We start from the raw sequence: 14,109 nt of genomic DNA, 5'->3' as shown, positions 1-14,109 counted from the left end.
AACCGATGCTGAGCTTATCCACCAAAGAGGCCATCAAAGTCGCCTTGTCGTTTTCGCTGGCGATCATCATCGCCTTGGCGCTAGGCTGGGACAAGCCCTACTGGGCTGCCGTTACAGTGATAGTGTTGGTGATGAATGAGACATTTGCGCATTCGATTAAAACCGCGCGTGATCGAGTTTTAGGCACCTTGTTCGGCATAGGCGCAGCATTGGTACTCATTATTAACTTTGCCCAAGAGCCGCTGCTGTTTTTAACCTGTTTTATCGGCTTTGCTGGCTTATGTACCTACCTGTCATTTAACTATCACTACGGCTACATTTTCAAAATCGGTTTTATGGTGTGCGCGATTGTTAGCTGTATTGGCTCCTTTGACGGCGCTGCCACTTTTAATATTGCGATTTTACGGATCCAAGAGACATTGCTTGGTGTCTGCGTGTTTTCAATGGTGTATCGGTTTTTATGGCCGGTGACCAGCGAATCGCGTTTTTTTGCTGCACTGGCAGCGGTTGTAGCTCAACAACGCCAATTAGAGCAAACGCTGTACGGTGCGATGGCAGGCGATGAAGATCAAGCGCTAGACAGCAAAACCATTGCTGGCTTTGAAAGCTTGCATAAAATGAGCCTAATACTGGGGTTACCGTTAACCGATAGTTTGCATTTAAAGGCTAACAAACAGCAGTGGCAAATGGTGATTCGGGTGCTGTATGACAACGGTCTGCTATTGCAGCGGCTTGCCTATCAATTTAATCAAACTGAGCCTGGCCTGTCGTTTCGTCAACAGACTAATTTTTACTCGCAAACGCTATTGTCTTCGTCAAGATTGATGTTAGTGGAAGATGCAATGGCGCAGCCGCAATTGAGTATCGATATCGTTAATCATCGTCACAGTAAAGGTGTGATTAGTTGGCAAGAGCTGCAAGAGCAATTTGCGCAGCCACTGGATAGGAAAAGCCACGCCATTGACGCGCTAATGGCGATGCTATGTATCACTAGTTGCTATGTTTTTTGGTTGTGGACGGCGTTTCCTGGCGGGGTGATGTTTCCTATGGTTGTCGCCTCTTTGAGTGTCACTATGGCAGCTATGCCGACAACGATTTTAGGCGATGTGGCTAAAGGCTTACCGCTATGGACAGCCCTAATATTAACTCAGTATGTGTTGCTACTGCCCACGCTCACCGAAGCTTGGCAGCTAGGCTTGTTTTACTTTATTAACTGCTTTGCCATCTGGATGCTATGCCAATCACCGCGATTGATGTTGCAACGCATGTTAGCCGGAAATTTACTGGTTTTACTAACGGTGAGCGCACTGAGCACCACCCCAAGTTACGACATCAGTATAGCCCTGAACATGTTAGTGGATTTAAGTGTGGCACTGGTGGCGATAGTGTTTTTCATGAGGTTGTTTCAGCCGTTAAGGTCTTAGTGGACGAATGGGGCCATAGCGTTGTATGTCGATACTTTTGAGTCGACTGAAAACCAGAATACGTGGAGATATTATGTGATGCACAGTAGAGGAGTAAAGAGTGAAAAGCCCAAAACCTAAATCTTTTGAAAGAACTGAGATTGATCTTACGAAAATTTCGATACCCAAGATAACAACTGCGGGAAGATATCGAGCGAGAGAATCAGCGGTAAAGTGGGCTAAGCGGATGGGTAATCTCGCTTTTTTTTCGCTAATGGTATTCATTCTATATTTGGCTGTTGAAGAGAAAGGAAAAGCAGACCAACAGGCTTGTGCTTCAAAAGTGGCTCTAGGTTGGGAGAAGTTGAGAGCCGAACAGAATGCTGCGCGATGGCAGAAATGGCAAGATGAAGGAAGTCGAGGACATTACCCTTCTGCAAAACAGTATATGACCTTCAATGATAGGGCTTTGTTAGAAAGGGAGTTATGTCCTAAAGGCATTAAAAGTCGATAATTGAATAACAACCTTAAAATCACTATTGTCACGCCTTCCATGGTTGCTAGATATTTTGGGTATATATTTTTGCAGGGACGGATTATATGAAAATGCCAATTACTCACATGAAGTACTGGTTTGTATCAAAAGGGGGCCTGAATATCTCAAACTTTCTCGCCCCCTAAAGCGAGCTGAACTAACCACCGACATAAGTGTTCAATTACCTAAGTGCTGATACAAGTTGTAACCTCGGCAGCGTTGATATCGCAATGGTTTTTAGTAAATTAGGAATTCGATTAAAAAGGAATTTAATTATGAAGAAATGTCTCATCGGGCTTATTACTTTCTCCCTAATGTCTACATCCGTGCTTGCTAACCAAGATACTGCCCAGAATTGCTATACCACGGAACAATCATATAGCAGCAACGAACAAGCTATTTACGATTCAGTCGATGGAGGCCTGTTGCCTAATCACCTAGACCGAAATTACCCCATAGATGTGGTGTATAGGTCTGAAAGGTGTGCAATTACATCAGCCGATACTTCCTCAAAAGGTGGCTTGCCGAATATATCTGATAACGCTCAAGAAGGGGATTTGCGAACAGTTGTGCAAACTCTAGGGAACGTGCGTTCTATGTATGAACAAAGCTACTTAGGTGAAGTATGGGTAACCAAGACTGTCGAAAGGCAAGTTATTGACTTGCCTACAGACCCTATTTAGAGAGTCACTCAAAGTTTAAGCCTGCAGGTTAATGTAGGCTTTTCTGTTTAAGTGGGTGGCCTCTCCCAGACTCGTACTGTGACTACATGAGCTGACTATTGTAAGTGTTACATAAAAGGGAGCTGGAATTTCAGGCATGAAAAAGCCGCTTAGATTTCTCTAAGCGGCTCTTCAAAATTGGTGGCCCCTCCCAGACTCGAACTGGGGACCTGACGATTATGAGTCGTATGCTCTAACCAACTGAGCTAAGGGGCCGACTTAAGATAGTCGTCACTATCGAAAGCGCAGAGAAGTATACGAGGTTTAAAAGCGCTTGTCACCTGTGTTTTAGCCTGAAAACCCAAGTTTGATTTCAATTGCTTATCTGTTGTGCAATCTCTTTGCTTTTAGTTCAAAAAACACCAATAAAAAAGCCAACCGCGAGGTTGGCTTTTTTGTCTAGGTTTGGTCTTTCGTATCGAAAAAGTCTTACTCGTCTAAGAACGACTTTAAGATTTCTGAACGCGATGGGTGACGTAATTTACGTAGTGCCTTCGCTTCAATCTGACGAATACGCTCACGGGTTACGTCAAACTGCTTGCCCACTTCTTCTAAGGTGTGGTCAGTGTTCATGTCGATACCAAAACGCATACGCAGTACTTTAGCTTCACGGGCTGTTAGGCCTGCTAGCACTTCGTGGGTCGCGTTTTTCAAGCTTTCGCCTGTGGCTGAGTCCAATGGTAGCTCGAGGGTAGTATCCTCGATGAAATCACCTAAGTGCGAATCTTCATCATCGCCGATAGGGGTTTCCATTGAGATTGGCTCTTTAGCAATCTTCAATACCTTGCGGATCTTGTCTTCAGGCATCAACATGCGCTCTGCAAGCTCTTCAGGTGAAGGCTCACGACCCATCTCTTGCAGCATTTGGCGCGAGATACGGTTTAGCTTGTTGATGGTTTCAATCATATGCACCGGAATACGGATAGTACGGGCTTGGTCAGCGATTGAACGCGTAATAGCCTGACGGATCCACCAAGTTGCATAGGTCGAGAACTTATAACCACGACGATATTCGAACTTATCAACCGCTTTCATCAAACCAATGTTACCTTCTTGAATCAGATCCAAGAACTGTAGACCACGGTTGGTGTACTTTTTAGCGATAGAGATTACTAGACGTAAGTTCGCTTCAACCATCTCTTTCTTAGCGCGGCGAGCTTTAGCTTCACCGATAGACATACGACGGTTGATATCTTTAATTGCCGCAATCGCAAGACCGGTTTCAACTTCAATGGCATCTAGTTTAGCGCGGCAACGTTTAACATCGTCTTCTACCATCTCTAAGCCTTCTTTATAAGGCTTATTAGCAGCAATTTCTTCGTCAAACCATGCAATTGAGCTTTCGTTTGAGGTATACACCTTAACGAAGTTTTTCTTTGGCATTTTCGCTTGTTCAACACATAGCTTCATGATCAAACGCTCTTGAATGCGGACTTTGTCCATCATTTCGCGCATGTTCTTCACTAGGCGGTCAAACTGCTTAGGTACTAAACGGAACTCTTTGAAAATCTCACCGATAACAAATAATGCACCGGTTGACTCTGGATGTTCGCGACCTTTCTTAGCAATGGTGCTTAACGCATGCTCGTGGGCTTCTCTTAACTGAGTAAAGCGCTCGCGAGCTTCCTCCGGGCATGGGCCCTTTGGCGTATCATCTTCGTCATCTTCGTCTTCATCTTCATCATCATCTTCGTCATCAAGATCTTCGTCAGATAATTCAGAACCAACGTGTGTCGCGGTTGGCGCCACATCTTCAGCATTAGGGTCAACAAATCCAGAGATAATATCAGATAGTCTGATCTCTTCGGCTTCGTAACGATCATACTGCTCAAGGATCATTGAGATCGCTTGTGGGTATTCAGCCACAGAGGCTTGAACAGTATTAATCCCTTCTTCAATACGTTTAGCGATAACAATTTCGCCTTCACGTGTAAGAAGTTCAACGGTACCCATTTCACGCATGTACATACGTACTGGGTCCGTGGTACGGCCAAGTTCAGCTTCAACCGTAGCAAGTGCCGCTGCGGCTTCTTCTGCAGCATCTTCATCAGTGCTGTCTTCAGACATCATCATGTCATCAGCATCCGGCGCCTGTTCATAGACGCGAATACCCATGTCATTAATCATCTGGATAATATCTTCGATCTGGTCGGAATCGACCATATCTGCAGGTAAGTGATCGTTCACCTCTGCATAGGTTAAATAACCTTGCTCTTTACCTTTGGCTAGCAACAATTTGAGTTGCGACTGCGGAGTATGATCCATAGATATCATCCAAGTTGGGTAACTGTTACAACGACGGGCAATTTTGCCGCGCAAATCGTTAATTATAGCCTTGTGTTGTTTGCTGTGCTAGTGCAAGTGTCGAATTTTGAGACAAAAATTGCCTTAATGTCGACCTTGCATCACTGCAATTAGCTTTTGTAGCTGAATCCGTTCTTCTTTAGAATGGTTCTGCTTTAAGCTTAGCTCCTGATAACGTTGTTCAATATATTGATTGTTCAACCATACCAGGGCTTTTTTAAACTCTTGAGCCAAGTTTTCATCCGCCACTTGATGTTCCCATTGGGTTAGTTTCTTCAGAGTGGCTAATTGCTCTTCACCTCTGAATTGTTCAAGTAGTTGTGCGCTGTTAATCTCGGTGTCGCGAGTTATATCTAATAAGTTGATCAGTAGTGCTATACCGTTCATCTTGATATGTTGTAGTGCTGGTTGTATCGGTAATCCATTGCCTAACTTGGGGTGCTGTACCAACAAGGCAATGGCTAATCGCAATGGGGTACCGCGCCCTTTCAGCGCTTTGTTTTTTAATGGCTTATTGTCGTTCTGTCCTTTAAAGCCAAGTTTACGCTTGAGTTCTTCTGCGCTGTTCATACCTAACTTGTAGGCTAAGTTTTCCAGCAGCAAACTCTGTAATACTGTGTCTTGTACTTTCTCGATTAACGCCATAGCTTGTTTGGCTAAGGTGCCTTTATCGGTGCCATATTTGGCCGCCAAGGTTTCAAACAGAAACTCTGGCAGCAATTTGGCATTACTCACTAGTTTTTCAAACTCGGTCTTACCAATCTGCCGGACTAGTGAATCAGGGTCTTCGCCTTCAGGCAAAAACATAAATTTTACTTGGTCGCCGGGTTTAATCAGCGGTAGCGCCGTTTCTAGTGCTCGCCAAGCGGCTTCACTACCGGCTCTGTCACCGTCGTAGCAACAAATCACCTCTTTGGCAGTACGCAGCAGAAGCTGAAATTGTTCAGCGGTGGTTGCGGTGCCCAAAGAAGCGACGGCGTAATCGACATCAAATTGTGCCAATGCAACAACATCCATGTAGCCTTCAACAATCAGTACATGTTGTGGGTCACGGTGACGTTGCTTTAATTCATAAAGGCCGTAGAGTTCGTGGCCTTTATGAAATATGGGCGTTTCTGGAGAATTCAAGTACTTTGGCGCACCTTCTCCTAATACTCGCCCACCAAAACCAATTACTCGACCACGACGGTCACGAATGGGAAACATTAATCTGTCGCGAAAGCGATCGTAGCGTTTGCCGTTATCGTTCTCGATCACCATTCCTGCGGTGAGCAATTTGTCTTGTGAATCTTGGTTTTGTCGATATCGACTTAACAATCCATCCCAACCATCGGGTGAAAAGCCGATGTTAAAGTGGTTTACCACTTCGGTGGATAGGCCCCTTTGGGCTAAATAGTCGACGACTTTTTGTTTGTCTGGATGTTGCTTGAGTTGATTTTGATAAAATAAACTCGCTTCTTCCATTAATTGGTACAGGTCGCGACTGAGTCCTTCATCGCGGCGTTTACCGGTGCCTTGTTCGTGGGGGACGGCTAATCCAAGCTGTCCGGCCAGTTCTTCAATGGCGTCGACAAATTCTAATCGGTCATATTCCATGACAAAGTCAATGGCATTACCGTGAGCACCACAGCCAAAACAGTGATAAAACTGCTTATCTCGACTTACTGTGAACGACGGAGACTTTTCACTGTGGAAAGGACAACAGGCAGAGTGGTTTTTACCTGCTTTTTTTAGCGGTACCTTAGCGTCGATAAGATCGACAATATCGGTTCGAGCAACGAGCTCATTGATAAAATCACGCGGAATCGCCATTTATCGTCAATATCACCTTAACGCAGCTAAAACATAATCAGTATAAACAAACAAGCCGTGCACAGGCACGGCTTATTTACGCATAAAACAAAAAGTTATTTCAGTTTCGCTCTGATCATGCCGCCAATGGCGCCCATATCAGCTCGTCCCTGTACTTTCGGTTTCAATGCGCCCATTACTTTACCCATATCCGCCATGGATGATGCACCTATTTCAGTAATAGTGGCATCAACTAGTGAAGTGATCTCTTCTTCAGTAAGAGCTTGAGGTAGAAAGTCTTCAAGAACTTGAATCTCTGCTGCCTCGACTTCAGCTAGTTCGCTGCGACCGGCTGCTTCATATTGAGCAATCGAATCACGACGTTGTTTAACCATTTTGGTTAAGACCGCTATGGCTTGATCGTCAGACAGAGTTTCGCGGTTATCCACTTCAATCTGTTTAACGGCAGCCAGTGCCATACGAATGGTTCCCAAGCGCACCTTATCTTTGGCACGCATGGCAACTTTCATCTGCTCTTTTAGCTGATCAACTAGGCTCATAATAGATTAGTATAAACGTACGCGACGCGCATTTTCGCGAGAAAGCTTCTTAGCAAGACGCTTAACTGCAGCGGCTTTAGCACGCTTACGTGCAGTAGTTGGCTTCTCGTAGAATTCACGAGCACGAACGTCAGCTAAAATACCAGCTTTTTCACAAGAGCGCTTGAAACGACGTAAAGCTACGTCAAATGGTTCATTTTCACGTACTTTAATAATTGGCATACGCCATCACCCCTTAGGTGTAGGTTGTATTGAGTTAAATAATTAACTCAAGTTAATTTAAAAATGGTGCGGAATTCTATACCGACTCATACAGGTTTGTAAAGCCCATATTGCGATCCAATTTCAGATCTTTTCCATCACCAATCGATCGCGGCGATTATAGCGATATTTTATGTCAATTTTAAGTGTGGTTGAGTTTGTGGCTAAATGCGAGGCAACATGATTGGTATAATTGCTAAGAGATAGGTAAAATTGGCGGCCATTGACCACGGGGTAGAAAGATAAGCATGCGAGTAATAGGTATAGAAACGTCTTGTGATGAAACCGGTATAGCGGTTTATGATGACAAATTGGGACTGTTGTCTCACACCTTATATAGTCAGGTGAAGTTACATGCTGACTATGGCGGGGTAGTACCTGAGCTTGCCAGTCGCGACCATGTGCGCAAAATTGTGCCGCTTATTCGTCAGGCGCTGGCCGATGCCAATTGCAGCCAAGATGATATTGATGGCATTGCTTATACTAAGGGCCCTGGATTGGTTGGTGCATTGTTAGTGGGGGCTTGTGTTGGCCGAGCCTTGGCATTTTCCTGGGGTAAGCCTGCCGTGGGGGTGCATCATATGGAAGGCCACTTGCTAGCACCTATGTTAGAAGATGATGTGCCTGAGTTTCCTTTTTTAGCCTTGCTGGTTTCTGGCGGTCACTCAATGTTGGTAGCGGTAGAGGGGATCGGCCGCTATGAAGTCTTGGGCGAGTCGGTCGATGATGCAGCCGGTGAAGCGTTTGATAAAACCGCTAAGCTTATGGGGCTTGATTACCCAGGTGGGCCGCGTCTTGCTAAGTTAGCTGCGCAAGGTGAGCCAAACTGTTACCGTTTTCCGAGACCAATGACTGATCGTCCTGGCTTAGATTTTAGTTTCTCTGGGTTAAAGACCTTTGCGGCTAATACCATCGCCAAAGAGCCAGATGATGAGCAGACCCGTGCCAATATCGCCCGCGCTTTTGAAGAAGCTGTGGTGGATACATTAGCGATTAAGTGTAAGCGCGCTTTAAAGCAAACCGGCTATAAGCGTTTAGTTATTGCCGGTGGCGTGAGTGCTAATCAGCGTTTAAGAAGTTCGTTGGCTGACATGATGCAAAGCCTGCAAGGCCAAGTGTATTACCCTCGTGGCGAGTTTTGTACTGATAATGGTGCCATGATTGCCTATGCGGGTATGCAACGTCTAAAAGCCGGGCAAATTGAAGACCTCGCTGTTAAAGGTCAACCACGTTGGCCGCTAGATACCTTGCCGCCGGTGGATTAGTCAGCCACAACCTTGTGAGTGAATTGTTTAATTGAAAACGCCAGCCTATTTAGGTTGGTGTTTTTTTCTGGAGATGCGTGACTCTTCGCCATTCAACAAACGGTGAATATTGTCTCGATGACGGATAACGATTAGCACCGACAGCATGGCAACAGGGATGGTAAAGCGGTCATCAAAGTACCAAGTGTATATTGGGGCTAGTATGGCGGTGATAATGGCAGCCAGTGATGAGTAACGACATATCAGCACTAACACAATCCAAGTGCCAATTAAGCTTAGGGCCAGATCTTCACCAATAGGGGCCATAGCACCAAAGGCCGTGGCCACACCTTTGCCGCCTTTAAAGTGAAAGAAAATGGGAAATATATGCCCCAAACAAGCAGCAATGGCAATCAGGCCAAGTGAGACGGCATCGACTCCAAGGCGAAATGCGAGGTAGGCTGGCAGTGCGCCCTTAAGCATATCGAAAATCAGTACCATAGCAGCGGCCGTCGCGCCACCAATGCGCAATACATTCGTTGCGCCCGGGTTACCAGAGCCGTCGGTACGGGGGTCAGGAAGACCTCTTAAGCGACAGACAAGCACAGCACTTGATATAGAGCCGGCTAAATAGGCTGCTATTATCAGAGAAACTGTCAATACTGCTTCGCTCAAATTGGTTTCCTTATCCTTGTTAAGGTATTATCGCGCCTCGACAGTTTACTCAATTAGTGTCTATGGATTTTATTGTGTCACATAGACCAAGTTTAATAGAGCTGTTACTCGCCAAGTGTGCTGCGATGAGTCACTTTACAGTGGCTTATCCTACTTGTGTTTGCCGCGGTAAGAAAGTATTAATCTTGGTAAATTACCTCGAAACCGCATTAGGCGAGTATAAGGGCTGTTTTCATCGATAGACAAAGGCTACCGCTTTGGGAGAAGTCATGGACAAGGTACTTATTTCACAGTTAAAAGTTGAGACTGTGATTGGCATTTATGAATGGGAAAAGCAGATCCATCAGACCTTGCTGATCGATCTGGAAATGGCGTGGGATAACCGACCCGCTGCGCAAACAGATGATTATCAGCATGCCCTTTGCTATGAGACCGTATCGAATACGCTAACCAAATTGATCACCGAAGCGCCGATTGAACTGATTGAAACCGTTGCTGAGCGCTGTGCTCAATGTGTCATGACAGAGTTTAATGTGCCTTGGGTTAAAGTGCGGGTAATGAAACCCGGAGCTGTGCCAACCGCGCAAGCTGTTGGGGTTGAAATTGAGCGAGGTCATATCTAGGCATGGCAACAATATACATCAGTATTGGTAGCAATATTGAGCCACATAAATATGTTAAGGCTGCTTTAAGTGAGCTCACCTATCATCTCGGCGAGATCCGCTGCTCATCAGTTTATGAAAGCGAAGCTGTCGGTTTCGACGGTAGCAATTTTTTAAACATGGTGGTGGCGGCAGAAACGGATAAACCGATTGAGCAAGTTGTCAGCTTGTTCAAAGAGATAGAGCAGCTACATGGTCGTCAACGTGGTGCTAAGAAGTTTAGCCCAAGAACCATAGATCTCGACCTGCTGCTATATGACCACACTGTAACTGATGTACCGGTAGTGTTGCCGCGAGCGGAAATTACTTACAACGCATTTGTATTGTGGCCTCTGGCTGAATTGGCACCCGATACCGTGCATCCAGTGACACAGAAAAACTACCAGCAGATGTGGGCCGAGTTTGACAAAAGTAGTCAGCATTTGTGGCCCATTGAATTTGACTGGCCCAATCAATAATTTTTACGCGGTAATTAAGCGGTGAACTCATCGCCTTATTAAAAGGAAAATCATGGAAATCTTTCAGGTAATTGTCTTAGCGCTAATTCAGGGGCTAACAGAATTTCTACCTATTTCTAGTTCTGCACATCTGATTTTGCCTTCACAGGTTCTAGGTTGGGAAGACCAAGGTTTAGCCTTTGATGTTGCAGTGCATATTGGCTCACTGCTAGCGGTAATGATCTATTTTCGCAAAGAGATCGTCTCTATGCTGAATGCATGGATTGCGAGCATTGTTAAAGGTCAACACACGGATGATAGCAAATTAGCTTGGTGGATTATTTTGGCCACGATTCCCGCAGTCGTGTTTGGCTTTATGCTGAAGGATGTGGTTGAAACCTACCTGCGAGGGCCTGGGGTGATTGCGGTTACTACGGTGCTGTTTGGCTTGCTGCTATGGTGGGCAGACAAGATGTCGCGCTGTGAGCTATCGGAATATCAAACAGGCTGGAAAAAAGCACTGCTCATTGGTTTTGCTCAAGCATTGGCACTTATTCCAGGTACTTCAAGATCGGGCATCACGATAACCGCAGCCTTGATGCTTGGCCTCAATAGAGAGGCCGCTGCGCGGTTTTCATTCTTAATGTCTATTCCGGTCATTTTAGGTGCTGCGATTTTGATGAGTAAAGATTTAACTGAAGGCGGTCACGTATTTAACTTTACTGAACTCGCGGTCGGTGTGGCGGTGTCTTTTGTGGCAGCCTATGCTTGTATTCATCTGTTTTTGAAGATTATTAGCCGTATGGGTATGACACCTTTTGTGATGTATCGACTTGCACTTGGCGGCCTATTATGTGCGTTTATCTTTTTCTAAGTGGCGGCCTTTAGCCGGGGAATATTATGAGCTCGTTTTTATGTCCAAAGTGTCAGCAACCGTTAATGGTGCATGCGCAATCAGCGGGCTTTTATTGTGCTAATAAGCATCACTATGACAAGCACGAACAAGGTTACTGGGTATTCAGTCAGGCTAAGAAACCACAGCTTGATTCGCGCCAAGTGATGCGTGCCAAGCGGTTTTTATTGGAATCAGGCATTCATCAGCCATTAATCGATACCTTGTCTAAGGTGTTAAGCGAAGCCAGCATGCACTTGCCGGCTTCAAGCATCGATGTGCTAGATATTGACTGTGGTGACGGCTTCTATTTGCGCGCAATTAAGCAGCAACTGCAAAAACTTGATAAACAGGTCAATGGTTGTGGATTAGGCGAGGCGGAAAATGCCCTCTTTGCTGGCGCAAAGATAGACCCTGAGTTACAGCTGATTGTCAGCCAGCTTAAGCAGCTGCCATTAAGTGACGATAGTGTAGATTTGGTCAGCGTGGTTGATAAGCCGTTAAAAGGCAAAGAGCCGCTACGTGTGCTCAAGCCGGGTGGATTATTGCTATTGGTTCAGCCGGCGGCTAGACATTTGTGGCAGATAAAAAACCATTTGTATGACAATCTGCAGCAAAAACAAGTCGACATTAACCTGCCCAAAGGTTTTGAGCTAATTTCGACGCAAGAGGTCAATTATCAAGCTGTAGTTTCTGGCGAGCAAGCGGTGACGTTATTGCAAATGAGCCCGTTTGCGTGGCGTGCTAATGACAAGGTGCTAAAACAGATTGAAATGGATAGCTTTGCGGCACTTGAGCTCGGTTACCATGTGACACTGGCTAAAAAGTCTACCTCCTAAGGTATTACTGGAAAAATGCTGCTGCTCACGTTAATCTTTGAGCACTTAATAAAAATCTAATGTGGAAGTTGTTAATTTGATGATGCGTAAATTGCTGTTGCTCATCGTGAGCTTTATTCCTCTGTGTAGTTTGGCCAATGTTTATCCTATGCCCGAAAAGGGCAGTCGGTTAGTGGGCGATACCCAGATCCATGTGGTTCAACAAGGCGACTTCTTTCAAACCATTTCTAAACAATACAATATCGGTATTTTGGAGCTGATGGCATCCAATCCAGGTGTTGATCCGTTCTTACCGGCTGTAGGTAGCGAGCTACTGATTCCAACACAGATGTTGCTGCCTGATGTGCCGCATAAGGGCATCGTGATTAATTTGGCTGAATTGCGCCTGTACTACTTTCCAAAAAATAAAGCAGAAGTGCACGTGTTTCCTGTTGGGATTGGGCGTGTAGGTCGCGAAACCCCTGAAATGGTCACCAAGATTAAGGCACGTATTCCAAATCCAAGTTGGACACCGCCTGCCAGTATCCGTAAAGAGCATTTAGAGCAACTTGGCGAAGTGCTCCCAAGAGTCGTGCCGGCTGGGCCTGATAACCCGTTGGGCAAGTATGCCATGCAGTTATCCTACGGTGACGGCAGCTACCTGATCCATGGCACTAATAAAGATTTTGGTATTGGTATGCGGGTGAGTGCCGGCTGTATTCGCCTCAATCCCGATGACATCGAATGGTTATTCCATCAGATGAAGTATGGTGATGATGTGCAGATTATTAATCAAACGGTGAAAGTCTCTGCAGAGCCCGATGGCCGTAAATTGATAGAGGTACACTCACCACTATCAAAGCATGAGAATCAACGCAGTGATGAAGTGACTGCTTTAAGCAGTGAGATTGTAAACTTCATTAGCAATGCTAAAGTCGATAGCTTTAAAGCCAATGATGCTATTTTATCGCAAAGTGGGTTACCAAAAGATATCAGCGTGACTAGGTTAACCGCTGAATTATAGGTCGAAATAAGTATGAAATTTTAACCAATAAAAATGCCATTTTATTGGTTAAAATAAGCTCATTAATAATAGTCTATAGCTAAGATAATCTTTCTGAATAATATGAAAGTTTAATCAAACTTTATGCTCATATTTGTTAAACTGTTAATTGAGAATGTGTCTCTTCCATAAAAAACCAGTCTTATGGAGTTTGCCCCCCCCAACTCTTCAATTTTTGTATTTCCTAGTGTTATGGGTCTACCGTTGGCGGTAACTCCAGATTTTGACATTTCGATAGTGTAGTCATTTGAGTCTAAAATGGTAAAAATAAACTCAGGTAGATCGCCCTCCCCATTTTTATTTGGTGAAATACTTATACCAGTCCTACTAGGGAAGTTGTAGTTTGTGTATGCGGACATTAATGACTCTGAGAGAAGATTGGTGCAGTCTAAGTTATTACCAACATCTATTGTATATGTTGGTTTAAACTTTTTGAGCGTGTCTGAATCATGGGACATGCTGAAGCTAAATGAGGAAATGTATTCATCTGTTTTCCAAATGACACAAGCGTTTCCACCATCGACTCCTAAACCTCCAGAAGCTCCAAAATAAACACTGCTTTTATTGGGGTACATGAAAATATACTCAGGATTAGTTACGGTTGCAGCTGATACTTCAACTTCTGCAGCAACTGCATCAACTAAAGTTGAGGTAAGCATTAGAACTACAATATTTGTGATAGGTGTATTTATATTCATGGCACTAGACTCCATTAGATATCTAAATTTAGATTTTAAACTGG

The 14,109-nt window shown here is 44.8% G+C and carries 15 protein-coding genes and 1 tRNA gene; 9 read left to right on the top strand and 7 right to left on the bottom strand.

What is annotated here, in order from left to right:
• Window positions 1-5 precede the first annotated feature (5 nt).
• The 3 genes from L865_RS0116750 to L865_RS0116740 all read left to right on the top strand — a co-directional run bounded on the left by L865_RS0116750 (window position 6) and on the right by L865_RS0116740 (window position 2,621).
• Window positions 6-1,424 (top strand): FUSC family protein, encoded by a 1,419-nt coding sequence (locus tag L865_RS0116750; protein WP_028774299.1) that lies wholly within the window; start codon window positions 6-8, stop codon window positions 1,422-1,424.
• 100 nt (window positions 1,425-1,524) lie between these two features.
• Window positions 1,525-1,917: a hypothetical protein gene (locus L865_RS0116745; protein WP_028774298.1), complete on the top strand. Its 393-nt coding sequence runs from the start codon at window positions 1,525-1,527 to the stop codon at window positions 1,915-1,917.
• A gap of 296 nt (window positions 1,918-2,213) precedes the next feature.
• Window positions 2,214-2,621 carry a hypothetical protein gene (locus L865_RS0116740; protein ID WP_028774297.1) on the top strand — a complete coding sequence of 136 codons (408 nt, stop codon included), beginning with the start codon at window positions 2,214-2,216 and terminating at the stop codon, window positions 2,619-2,621.
• A 178-nt stretch (window positions 2,622-2,799) separates the two neighbouring features.
• Here L865_RS0116740 and L865_RS0116735 read toward each other — a convergent pair.
• From L865_RS0116735 to rpsU, 5 genes are all read right to left on the bottom strand, one after another.
• Window positions 2,800-2,876 (bottom strand) — tRNA-Ile (locus L865_RS0116735).
• A 213-nt stretch (window positions 2,877-3,089) separates the two neighbouring features.
• Entirely contained in the window at window positions 3,090-4,925 is a 1,836-nt protein-coding gene (gene rpoD / locus L865_RS0116730; protein WP_157577635.1) for an RNA polymerase sigma factor RpoD, read from the bottom strand.
• Window positions 4,926-5,048: 123 nt separating this feature from the next.
• Window positions 5,049-6,776 (bottom strand): DNA primase, encoded by a 1,728-nt coding sequence (gene dnaG, locus L865_RS0116725; protein ID WP_028774295.1) that lies wholly within the window; start codon window positions 6,774-6,776, stop codon window positions 5,049-5,051.
• A gap of 95 nt (window positions 6,777-6,871) precedes the next feature.
• Window positions 6,872-7,315, bottom strand: coding sequence for a GatB/YqeY domain-containing protein (locus tag L865_RS0116720; protein ID WP_028774294.1), 444 nt, complete (start codon window positions 7,313-7,315; stop codon window positions 6,872-6,874).
• Window positions 7,316-7,321: 6 nt separating this feature from the next.
• The gene (gene rpsU, locus L865_RS0116715; protein WP_006080725.1) at window positions 7,322-7,537 is read right to left on the bottom strand and encodes a 30S ribosomal protein S21; all 216 of its coding nucleotides are present in this window, start codon (window positions 7,535-7,537) and stop codon (window positions 7,322-7,324) included.
• A gap of 287 nt (window positions 7,538-7,824) precedes the next feature.
• On the opposite strand from rpsU, the gene tsaD reads away from it, so the two are divergent.
• Entirely contained in the window at window positions 7,825-8,841 is a 1,017-nt protein-coding gene (gene tsaD / locus L865_RS0116710; protein WP_028774293.1) for a tRNA (adenosine(37)-N6)-threonylcarbamoyltransferase complex transferase subunit TsaD, read from the top strand.
• A gap of 45 nt (window positions 8,842-8,886) precedes the next feature.
• On the opposite strand, the gene plsY is transcribed toward tsaD, so the two are convergent.
• Window positions 8,887-9,495, bottom strand: coding sequence for a glycerol-3-phosphate 1-O-acyltransferase PlsY (plsY, locus tag L865_RS0116705; protein WP_028774292.1), 609 nt, complete (start codon window positions 9,493-9,495; stop codon window positions 8,887-8,889).
• Between the two features lie 269 nt (window positions 9,496-9,764).
• On the opposite strand from plsY, the gene folB reads away from it, so the two are divergent.
• The 5 genes from folB (at window position 9,765) to L865_RS0116680 (ending at window position 13,328) form a co-directional block, all read left to right on the top strand.
• Complete coding sequence (gene folB, locus L865_RS0116700) at window positions 9,765-10,118, top strand: dihydroneopterin aldolase (RefSeq protein ID WP_028774291.1); 354 nt, start codon at window positions 9,765-9,767, stop codon at window positions 10,116-10,118.
• Window positions 10,119-10,120: 2 nt separating this feature from the next.
• Window positions 10,121-10,615, top strand: coding sequence for a 2-amino-4-hydroxy-6-hydroxymethyldihydropteridine diphosphokinase (gene folK, locus L865_RS0116695; protein WP_028774290.1), 495 nt, complete (start codon window positions 10,121-10,123; stop codon window positions 10,613-10,615).
• Window positions 10,616-10,667: 52 nt separating this feature from the next.
• A complete protein-coding gene (locus tag L865_RS0116690) occupies window positions 10,668-11,468 on the top strand; it encodes an undecaprenyl-diphosphate phosphatase (protein WP_028774289.1) in 801 nt (266 codons plus the stop codon).
• Window positions 11,469-11,494: 26 nt separating this feature from the next.
• Window positions 11,495-12,325 carry a methyltransferase domain-containing protein gene (locus L865_RS0116685; protein WP_037471434.1) on the top strand — a complete coding sequence of 277 codons (831 nt, stop codon included), beginning with the start codon at window positions 11,495-11,497 and terminating at the stop codon, window positions 12,323-12,325.
• 79 nt (window positions 12,326-12,404) lie between these two features.
• Entirely contained in the window at window positions 12,405-13,328 is a 924-nt protein-coding gene (locus tag L865_RS0116680) for a L,D-transpeptidase family protein (protein WP_028774287.1), read from the top strand.
• Between the two features lie 110 nt (window positions 13,329-13,438).
• Here L865_RS0116680 and L865_RS24060 read toward each other — a convergent pair.
• Window positions 13,439-14,109, bottom strand: a 671-nt coding sequence (locus L865_RS24060; RefSeq protein WP_037471432.1) for a hypothetical protein, incomplete at its 5' end; no start/stop codon positions are given.

It is taken from the genome of Shewanella waksmanii ATCC BAA-643 (genome assembly GCF_000518805.1).
GTDB classification, from domain to species: domain Bacteria; phylum Pseudomonadota; class Gammaproteobacteria; order Enterobacterales; family Shewanellaceae; genus Shewanella; species Shewanella waksmanii.
The sequence above is the reverse complement of the archived record's forward strand: the minus strand, read 5'-3'. Positions and strand labels throughout refer to the sequence as shown.

What these genes read in the sequence shown, in the direction of transcription:
- L865_RS0116750 (WP_028774299.1), top strand. Translation starts at nt 6, where the DNA reads ATGCTGAGCTTATCCACCAAAGAGGCCATCAAAGTCGCCTTGTCGTTT.
- L865_RS0116740 (WP_028774297.1), top strand. Translation starts at nt 2,214, where the DNA reads ATGAAGAAATGTCTCATCGGGCTTATTACTTTCTCCCTAATGTCTACA.
- rpoD (WP_157577635.1), bottom strand. Translation starts at nt 4,925, where the DNA reads ATGGATCATACTCCGCAGTCGCAACTCAAATTGTTGCTAGCCAAAGGT.
- dnaG (WP_028774295.1), bottom strand. Translation starts at nt 6,776, where the DNA reads ATGGCGATTCCGCGTGATTTTATCAATGAGCTCGTTGCTCGAACCGAT.
- L865_RS0116720 (WP_028774294.1), bottom strand. Translation starts at nt 7,315, where the DNA reads ATGAGCCTAGTTGATCAGCTAAAAGAGCAGATGAAAGTTGCCATGCGT.
- rpsU (WP_006080725.1), bottom strand. Translation starts at nt 7,537, where the DNA reads ATGCCAATTATTAAAGTACGTGAAAATGAACCATTTGACGTAGCTTTA.
- tsaD (WP_028774293.1), top strand. Translation starts at nt 7,825, where the DNA reads ATGCGAGTAATAGGTATAGAAACGTCTTGTGATGAAACCGGTATAGCG.
- folB (WP_028774291.1), top strand. Translation starts at nt 9,765, where the DNA reads ATGGACAAGGTACTTATTTCACAGTTAAAAGTTGAGACTGTGATTGGC.
- folK (WP_028774290.1), top strand. Translation starts at nt 10,121, where the DNA reads ATGGCAACAATATACATCAGTATTGGTAGCAATATTGAGCCACATAAA.
- L865_RS0116690 (WP_028774289.1), top strand. Translation starts at nt 10,668, where the DNA reads ATGGAAATCTTTCAGGTAATTGTCTTAGCGCTAATTCAGGGGCTAACA.
- L865_RS0116685 (WP_037471434.1), top strand. Translation starts at nt 11,495, where the DNA reads ATGAGCTCGTTTTTATGTCCAAAGTGTCAGCAACCGTTAATGGTGCAT.
- L865_RS0116680 (WP_028774287.1), top strand. Translation starts at nt 12,405, where the DNA reads ATGATGCGTAAATTGCTGTTGCTCATCGTGAGCTTTATTCCTCTGTGT.